General features: G+C 52.3%; 10 protein-coding genes. All 10 read right to left on the bottom strand.

Going from position 1 to position 9071, the window contains the following annotated elements:
* Positions 1-28: 28 nt before the first annotated feature.
* The gene (gene rsmH, locus EDD73_RS12335) at positions 29-529 is read right to left on the bottom strand and encodes a 16S rRNA (cytosine(1402)-N(4))-methyltransferase RsmH (RefSeq protein WP_131920409.1); all 501 of its coding nucleotides are present in this window, start codon (positions 527-529) and stop codon (positions 29-31) included.
* Between the two features lie 41 nt (positions 530-570).
* Entirely contained in the window at positions 571-1002 is a 432-nt protein-coding gene (gene mraZ / locus EDD73_RS12330) for a division/cell wall cluster transcriptional repressor MraZ (protein ID WP_131920407.1), read from the bottom strand.
* Positions 1003-1187: 185 nt separating this feature from the next.
* The gene (locus tag EDD73_RS12325; protein WP_131920405.1) at positions 1188-1769 is read right to left on the bottom strand and encodes a UbiX family flavin prenyltransferase; all 582 of its coding nucleotides are present in this window, start codon (positions 1767-1769) and stop codon (positions 1188-1190) included.
* Positions 1769-2788, bottom strand: a complete 1020-nt coding sequence (locus EDD73_RS12320; RefSeq protein WP_131920403.1) for a M28 family metallopeptidase — start codon at positions 2786-2788, stop codon at positions 1769-1771. The genes EDD73_RS12325 and EDD73_RS12320 overlap by 1 nt, the downstream gene beginning before the upstream one ends.
* A gap of 69 nt (positions 2789-2857) precedes the next feature.
* The gene (locus tag EDD73_RS12315) at positions 2858-5707 is read right to left on the bottom strand and encodes a 1,4-alpha-glucan branching protein domain-containing protein (RefSeq protein WP_131920401.1); all 2850 of its coding nucleotides are present in this window, start codon (positions 5705-5707) and stop codon (positions 2858-2860) included.
* On the bottom strand, positions 5704-6261 hold the full coding sequence (locus EDD73_RS12310) for a DUF4912 domain-containing protein (protein ID WP_131920399.1): 558 nt from the start codon (positions 6259-6261) through the stop codon (positions 5704-5706). The genes EDD73_RS12315 and EDD73_RS12310 overlap by 4 nt, the downstream gene beginning before the upstream one ends.
* A 96-nt stretch (positions 6262-6357) precedes the next feature.
* A complete protein-coding gene (locus tag EDD73_RS12305; RefSeq protein ID WP_243116918.1) occupies positions 6358-6777 on the bottom strand; it encodes a Fur family transcriptional regulator in 420 nt (139 codons plus the stop codon).
* A 115-nt stretch (positions 6778-6892) separates the two neighbouring features.
* The gene (locus EDD73_RS12300; protein ID WP_131920397.1) at positions 6893-7723 is read right to left on the bottom strand and encodes a M55 family metallopeptidase; all 831 of its coding nucleotides are present in this window, start codon (positions 7721-7723) and stop codon (positions 6893-6895) included.
* A 73-nt stretch (positions 7724-7796) separates the two neighbouring features.
* The gene (locus EDD73_RS12295; RefSeq protein ID WP_165876503.1) at positions 7797-8147 is read right to left on the bottom strand and encodes a YlbF family regulator; all 351 of its coding nucleotides are present in this window, start codon (positions 8145-8147) and stop codon (positions 7797-7799) included.
* A gap of 53 nt (positions 8148-8200) precedes the next feature.
* Positions 8201-8962, bottom strand: a complete 762-nt coding sequence (locus tag EDD73_RS12290; RefSeq protein ID WP_131920393.1) for a histidinol-phosphatase HisJ family protein — start codon at positions 8960-8962, stop codon at positions 8201-8203.
* Between the last annotated feature and the right edge of the window lie 109 nt (positions 8963-9071).

The following is a 9071-nucleotide window of genomic DNA, read 5'->3' as shown; positions in this document are numbered from 1 at the left end:
ACGGTACGGTTTGCGGCTATTTTCTTGATTAATTTGGAAAAAACACGGTTTCAACGGATACCATACTTGGTTCCATTGGGTTCCTGGACGGACTCGGATAGGTATTGACGATCTGCGCCGCCGTCAGTGCGCCTTGGGGATTCATCCGCATGTCTAAAGGGGCATCCATCCGGTACATGAATCCCCGATCCACTTCATCCAACTGGTGCGAAGATACTCCTAAATCGAGAAGAATCCCATCAACTTTGCCGACCACATCCAGTTGCTCAGCCACTTGGCGCAAACGACGAAAATTCTCATGGACCAGCGTAACTTGCCCACCATAGGGTTGTAACCGCTGCTCTGCCGCAGCCAGTGCCCGGGGATCTTGATCGAAACCAATGAGGTGCGCCTGCGCTCCCGCTTCCTTTAAAATAGCCGCACTGTGCCCAGCACCACCGACTGTACCATCCATGTACCGTCCGCCCTGGCGCGGCGCCAGATAGGTTAACACCTCCGCCAATAACACCGGTACATGATGAAAACCCATAATCCAACCTCCTGTTCTTTCATTAAAATCTATAGTTCGAGTTATAGTTCGAAATCGATCAGGTTTTCGGCAACATCTTCAAAGCGTTCTGCTGTTTGTCCGTTATATTCTTGCCATCGTTCTACATCCCAGACTTCCACCCGTGTAGAAACACCGATGACGATGACATCTTTGGTCAAGCCGGCATAATCACGCAATGATGGCGCCAGCAAAATCCGCCCTTGCTTATCGAGCTCACATTCCGTGGCACCGGAAAAAACAAAGCGTTGAAACGCCCGCGCATCGGCCCGAGTAAAGGGCAGCTTTTTTAATTTGTCCGCTACCTGCTGCCATTCATCCATGGGATAGATACATAAGCAACCATCAAGCCCTTTGGTGGCCACCATAACCTCACCAAGGGCTTCACGGAATTTGGCCGGTATAAACAACCGGCCCTTACTATCCATCGTATGGAGATATTCGCCTATAAACATGGTGTGTTCCACCACTTTTACCCACAATCATACACTAACACCCCACTATGATTCCACATCTACTACTCTTCTCCTGCTAAAATAAAAGATAAAATTGGCAAATATCAAAAAAACAATGCCGGTCCTACTTATTTGGACCGGCATTGTTCTTTTTCATCATATTAAAATAGGAAAATCCGGATGCCTCAAAGGCCCCAGCGGCGAAAAAGTTGATGGTCAATTCCAGCTTGATCGAGCACCTTACCGATCACAAAGTCGATCAGATCTTGCATCTTTTCCGGACCATGATAAAAAGCCGGCATAGCCGGAACAACCCGTGCTCCTGCTCGCGCCAGACCAACGAGATTCTCCAGATGAATCAAATTGAACGGCGTTTCCCGGGGCACGACAATCAGCGGACGCCCTTCTTTGAGTGTCACATCGGCGGCTCGGGTCAGCAAATTATCAGCCAAACCATGGGCCACAGCAGCGACCGTATGCATCGAACAAGGAATAATGATCATCCCCGTCGCCGGAAAAGAACCGGAAGCAATCGCTCCGCCGACATCTTGTTGATCATAAAGGACGCATCCTTCAGCCAGTTGTCCCATCGTCAGGCCCGTCTCTTCGGCAATGACCCGTTCACCGGCGGCAGAAACAACCAGATGAGGACAGATGGCCGCTGCTTTGAGTACCTCCAGCAACCGGACTGCATAGGGAGCGCCACTAGCACCGGTAATGCCAACAATCCACGGGTTCTGCTTGTTGAACTTCGAATTTTGCATCATCATCGAGCTCCCTCTGCTAACTCCATGATCACTTGCCAAGCCCATCGGGCGATCGTCATGATCCCTTCCGGATCAACGTGCTCCGGAAGATCGCGAGGGGTGTGGTTGTGTTCTAACCAATTGGCCGCCAGAACAGTCACGGCGGGGATCCCTTGTTCTACAAAGGCAAGATGATCACTGGCATGTCCATTCATCGCCGCTTCGGTAAGGCGAATTCCTACCGCTTCAGCGTGATCCGTCAAGAGCGATCGCCAGGGTAAACTCTCCGGCGCCCAATAGGTATATTCCTCAGTGAAGTTGCCGATGGAGTCCAGATTCAGCACAGCCACGACCTGCTCTAGCGCCAACGTAGGATGGGCCACAAAATAGCGCGACCCAATTAATCCGGCTTCTTCACCGGAAAACGCCAAAAAAGCCACCGTCCGTTTCGGTGGCTTTTGCACCATGCGCCGGGCTAATTCCAGGACAACAGCGACACCACTGGCATTGTCGTTGGCTCCCGGATAGAGATCATTGCCCCATCGCCCCAGATGGTCATAGTGACAAGACACAACAACCAACTCTTGCCACTTCTCCGGGTGCCGTCCCGGTACCAACGCCAGCAAATTATCTCCTTTTTTATCGCTCACTCCGCCGGCAGCCAGGCGCATCCGCCCACCGGCCGAAGTCAAGGTCAGTACAGGAAGGGGAAACGATTGAAAAAACGTTCCCCCTTCACCTGCCGGTTGCAGCCCATAGCGCTGCCACTCACGAGCAATGTACTCACCGGCTTTTGCTTCACCCGATGAGCCGGCCATCCGTCCGTTCCATTCAGGCTGAGCCAGCATCGCGATATGCTGCATCAGGCGTTGACGATCAAAGAGCACCGGCGATGATACCTTTCCCCGTTGCATCGCCGGTAGGATCGCCGCCGTCGATTCCTCGGCCATGAGTTGATAGCCACTCCATCCGGCAATACCGAGCACGCCTAACCCTGTGAGCAATGTACGTCGCGAAAGCCGGTTCTGGCCCTTCAGCATGACCTGTCCCTCCGTTCATCTAGCTCCATCGCGATCTGTTTGATGAACCTTGATCGGTCAAGAAAGTGCTTACATTGCCAACAATTGCTCTTCTTGCACATTCGGCTCGCCATCCGCTTTGGCAATCGCCTGTGCATAAACCTGCGCCGTTTGATCAGCAATGGCATCCCAGGCATAGATCAGGCGAACTTGGCGCAGCGCCTCATCAGTCATATGTTTTGCTTTCAAGGGTTCCGATAATACTGTGACAATGCCATGGGCCAGCGCCCCGGCATCGCCGGGCGGAACTTTCCAGCCATTTTTACCGGTCTGGATGATTTCTCCGAGGCCACCGGTATCGCTGACCACCACCGGCACCTTCGCCGCCATCGCTTCCAGCGCGACGATGCCAAAAGGCTCATACAAGCTGGGAAATACAGCCACATCAGCGTTGTTCAACAACTGATTGCGCGTATCATCATCGACAAAGCCGGCAAAGGTCACTTGATGGGCCACACCTAAGTGATAAGCACGGCTGCGCAACTCCTGATCCATCGGGCCCTTGCCGGCAATCAGCAAGCGTGCTTTGGGACGGTGAGCTAAGATCTGCGGCATCGCTTCAATCAATACCTGCACACCTTTTTCCGAAACCAGGCGCCCGACATAGAAAATCACTTCTTCACCGGGTTGTTTAAAATCATCCATTCTCCGCCCCCGACCCGGTGTGGGCACAATCGCTTTCGGGTCGACCCCATTGGGGATCGCATAAATCACCGGTATGGGCACGTCAAACAGGGTAGAGATTTCCCGGGCCATATAGTCGGAACAAGCGATAACTTCATCGGCGATTTTGACCAGTTCCGTTTCCACCCCATGAATGTAGCGCTGCAGTTCCGTATGAATACCGCGTTGGCGCCCATGCTCGGTGGCATGAATCGTCGCCACCATGGGGCGGTTCGATAAGCGCTGGAACTCTTTCGCCGCCATCGCCACCAGCCAGTCATGGGCGTGCACGACGGCCGGTGTTTCTTCACCGATCTGAGCCATCATGCCTTCCAATAAGGCAAAATTCATGCGCCAGACCCATCCTAAAAAGTCGTCGGACATGGGGCGTCCCGGCACCGGCAAGCGGTGAAGCGCCACACCGTTGACCCATTCAAATTCGGGACAACCTTCGACAGCACAAGTAAAGACACGAACAGGCACACCTTGTTCGACCAGCGTTTGGCTCAAGTCATAGACGTGGCGACCGAGTCCCCCCATCACGCGCGGCGGATATTCCCAGGATAACATCCATACGGGGCCTTTGACGGCCCCGAGCCCGGGACCGGGCGCTAAGCGCCGGGGCACCGTCGCTGTCTGTAATCCAATGTAGTGCCGGTAATCCACATCGGGGAAAATCGGATGTTTCCACTCCGCATGCACGAGCGTTGTCAGATCGACCTTACCCTGGCGCAGTGAGCGGGCCAGTTTCCAGAACAGATCATAATGCTCTTTCATCCGCCGCTTGGCGTATTCCGTCGTCGTCCCTGTATATAAGATAAACGCCCAGTCGGAAGACTGCGCCAGCATCAATTCCAGCGCTGTTTGATTAAGGCAGCGGGCGACTTCACCTTGAGCATCGGGATAACTCTCCGCCAAGATCACCATTTCCCGCTCTGCCCGGTGCAGGTACGGATAGATAAAGTCATTGACCGGGCTTAACCATACCTTACCGAAACCATCTTCCCCCCACGTTGAGAACGAGATCTGACCGTCAGGCCCTTGACCGAAGGTTTGCTTGTACCGGTAGGGCGTCGTTAACCCCAGTGGTCCCTCGGGATTCGATGCGACCCGCCGCAGTACGGCCTCGACGAAATCAGGTCCTTCATACCACCAGTGGCCGAACAGTTCCGCATCATAAGGAGAAACTACAATCGGTGGTTTGCCCATTACACCATGCCAGTGGGCAATCTGAGCATGGCGGTTAAAGACAAAGTTATCCGCATGTTGCTGGATCTTACCGCGTGCCCATTCCGGGTTGTAGGGTTCCTTGTGATCGCCTTTGCCGGTAATCCGGTAGTATTTGAAACCGGTATCACTGCGCACTTCACTGGCTAAAAAGGGCGCTACATCTTCATAAGGCAAATCAAAGCCAATGTCCCGATAAAATTCACGATAGTCATAATCACCGGGGTAACCGGAAGATTTATCCCAAACCTGCCGTCCCGTTTCCGGATCACGCGCAAAAGCCGAAACACCATGGCCGATATGCAGCGGCTCATAGATATTGGCGGTTGTCGGCCGTGCGCGCTGAAAAGTACCAGTGTCGACCATAAAGCATTCCACACCGGCTTCCGCCAGGATACGTTCTACGCCCGGCGTATAGGCACACTCAGGCAACCAAAAACCACGAGGCATGCTGCCGAAAACGCGCTGATGATTCTTCACACCGGTGTGAATCTGCGCTCGCCAAGAAGCCTCACTGGCATAGGGTAAAAAGCAATGCGTTGCCGAACAAGTCCAGAGATCGAGATGGCCGCTGTCTGCCAAGGAGCGCCAGGCCTCCGTAATCTGGCATCCCCATTGATCGCGATAAATAGCCCGGGCCTTTTCCAGCTTCTCCCGGTACATCCGGGCTACCGGTGCAAAGTCCGGGTCCCCTTGCGTTCGCTTGCATTCGTTGTCGGCCAAGATCAAAAGTTTATCTAAATGGCGCAAATAGCGATTCTGCAAAAGTTGATCGGTCAGCATGGCCGCCAAGGGCGGAGAAACAGACCACGTCAGGCAATAGTCAAGGCCTTCATCACGCAGTCGCTGCCAGCCTTCAGTCATCGGTAAATAACATTCAGTAAGTGCTTCGAAGAGCCACCGTTCTTCCATAAACTCCGGCAACTCCGGGTGGCGCACATACGGTAAATGGGCATGCAACACCAGTGCCCAATACCCTTTATGGATCACGCTTGGGTCCCCCTTTTATCGCTGGCATATCCCGGTTGATCAAGGTTCAAAGCAGCCACTTCATCCTTGGTAAAGGGATCATTTTCCACCGGTGCCGGCCCTCCGGCAATCCGCCGGACATCCACAGCAGTGGAAGCTGTTGCCCGCAAGGCTTCTCCCTGACGGCGCTCCCGTTCCGCTTCATCCAATTCGATGATCGTTACCGGCGGCAACTGCAGCACTCCTGAATCAAGCATCGCCACAAACTGGCCACGCTCATCAATCACGCCCAGTTGGACACCATAAGCTCTCCCCGGCGTCAACCCAGAAATATACCATCCTGTTGCTTCAGGTGGGAGATCGGCTTGATACTCAACGGTCGTACGTTCTGGGGCTTCCGGATCTGTCTGCAGTACCCGAAGCTGGTAAACCACTTCCGTACCGACTGCCCAGATCTTAGCATTTTTTTGCTTTGTTTCTTCTGTCAAAGTCCAGTAGATGTAGATTTGATAAGGATCCCGTACCATGACAGCTAAGCAATCATCCCCATAACCGCGAGCTAAACGCATCCCCATTGTTACCCCTCCGTATCCTAAGTCGTTCGCCAACTTCAATTATAGCAAATTCCCCCAGCCTTTAGGATAAAGTTGTGTAAAAAAAGGCGTCGAGGATTAATTCTCGACGCACGATGCTACTTCCTGCTTTTCCGAGGCACTACATTGGGCACATTTGCCACAGAATTCAACCCGGTGGCCGTAGACCTCATGGCCACTCGTCACGAACACCTGTTGGTCCACAGTCAACAAGGGAACTTCAAACAAATCATAGACCTGATGACAGTGCACGCAAACAAAATGATAATGATCCGCCATATTCCCATCATAACGCGAACAATCACCGGCATAATTCATTTCCCGGATCATGCCCTGGGCAGCCAACGCATTTAAGTTACGATAAACCGTACCGAGACTGATGTCGGGAATTGAGCGACGTGCTTCTTGATAAACCCAATCGGCCGTCGGATGTACCGTTGTACCTTGAACAATCTCTAAGACCAACGCCTTTTGTCGTGTCATCCGTGAGGCAGCCACGGCGTTCCCCTCCCCTGAATCGTTGCATGATTGCGTCTATTTACTACAAAACCCACTACAAGGAATAAGTATTATTATTACAAGTGTATGATAAGCGGGGCTCGATTGTCAAGACTCAGTTTTTTAACGCACCGGCTAAGGTCAGGATCGCTTGCCAGGCCCGAAACAGCGTCGCCAGATCATCCATGACCAGCTGCACCGAATTCTCACCGTGCTGCCGGACAAGGGGCATCCAAGCCACCACTTGCGCCATGGCCGGGGAAAAAAAATCAACCTGCAACTGCCACGGCGCTGTCCAATTTTTTGGCTTTTCCCATCGCTTCCCGGCGCACCAAGCCTCGGTAACCCGCTGGGCCGCTTGGCGCAAGCGCTTACGAGCATCGCAGGGCAATAAGGTCTTGGCGGCCTGACGCCCCATGGCTTGCTTCACCATAACCAACTCCAAGCCCGACCACCCTGTACGGATTTCTTCCGCCAACCATTGATCGCCTGAAACCAGTCCTACCGGTACACCAAAATGATCAGCCAAAAGCGCATTCAACGTAAACTCACCAATTTCTTGACCATTAAGTTGCAAGCGAGCAATCGTAGACGAACTGTAGCTGTGGCAAAGTACCGACGGTGACCCTTGGCGACCGTGATAACCGAGAAAAAAAGCAACATCAAATCCGTGATCGATCCCAGCCATCATCCCATAGGCCTTGGGGCGACCAGTGATCACTTCGACCCCGTCAGGCAGCCGATCCAACCGGAGATTGATCATTTGTTCATGCGCATCATTAATGATAATCTCCGTTGCGCCACCCAGGCGCGCTCCTTCGATGACGGCCACCGTTTCTTCCGTCATCCACTCACAGGCTTGCCGGTAGGCATCGCCAGACAATAAATGAGCCGGTGCAACAACACCGGCAACTCCTTCAAGATCAACCGAAACATACAAACGCACGGGCGAACCTCCTCTTTACGATATCCCGACCGTGCTTGACCTTGCCTTGGTATGATCGTAATCACAAAAATGCTTATGCTTCTTCTGCTTGCGGCAAGAGATCACGAATCGCATCACCCATGATCTTTTGCACATCTTCCACCATTTGACCAAAGCGGTATTCAGCATTTAAGAACTCCTGCAACGTCGGGCTGTGACTGACCAACTCTGCCATTTTCTGCAGAGCAGCCATTTGCTCTGCCGTCGGTTCTTGCCCTTTCATACGCAATTCTTGCAGTTCCCATTGCTTGGCTCGCAGATCGCTCAGCATTTTGGCAGTTCCTTCTTGACCGTCTACCTTCGCTTTGGCCGCTGCATAGCCTGTGTACTCCGAACTTTGTTTGATCGCTCGGGCCAGTTGATGGGCTGCATCATAAACATTCATGGTTCTTACCTCCACCATCATTCTATGATTCCGGCAATTGTGCCTAGAATGGATTATAAATTTTCCAAAATCATCTTGCCTTGATTGAATGTCGCGACTTGTCGATAACCGACAGACCAGGCCAGTTCACGGGCCAACTCCAGATCACGGCCCACTTCGTGAGCAAAATGGGCATCTGAGCTCAAGGTAATGGGAATCCCCAGTTCAAAACAGCGTTCCAATAAAGAGCGTTCCGGATAGGTCTCCTGCACCGGCTTGTTCAATCCATTCGTATTGATCTCACAAGGCAAACCGGCTTGCCGGATCGTTTGCAATGCCTGTTCAGCCATCTCCACGACCGGTTTCGTGCTGCGCACTTTGAAAATCTTGATCAAGTCAAGATGACCGATAAAGCTAAAGATCCCCATTTTGGCCACTTCTTCAATGCGCAAAAAATATTGGCGGTACAGTTCATCCTTTTCCCAATTCTCATAGCGGTCCATCTGAGCGACCGAATCAAAATCCCAATCGTTGATCTTGTGGACCGAACCGATGACAAAATCAAAAGGATAACGGCTGATTAACGAACGAAATTGCGCTTCCGCACCACGAACATAATCGATTTCCACGCCGATACGCACTTGCACATCGGGATAATTTTTTGCGGCCTCACGGATAGCTTGTACATTGTAGTCGTCAATATAGCGATCATGATCGGCAAAGCCCACTTGGGCAACGCCCCGTTGCCGTGCCGTTTCTAAATAGGCCGATACTTCGTCCAGGGTGTGCTTAGACGTAGCATGTCCCAGCCCGTGCACATGATAATCTACGAGCATCCTTTCATCCCTCCATAACTAATGACGCTATTTTACCAAAAGTCAATACATAGTTTAAAGAGCAAAAAACCTTCCCTTTACTTCGGAAGGTTTTTTGCACAACATCGCT

Origin of the sequence: Heliophilum fasciatum, assembly GCF_004341395.1 — a bacterium.
Classification (GTDB): Bacteria; Bacillota; Desulfitobacteriia; order Heliobacteriales; family Heliobacteriaceae; genus Heliophilum; species Heliophilum fasciatum.
The sequence above is the reverse complement of the archived record's forward strand: the minus strand, read 5'-3'. Positions and strand labels throughout refer to the sequence as shown.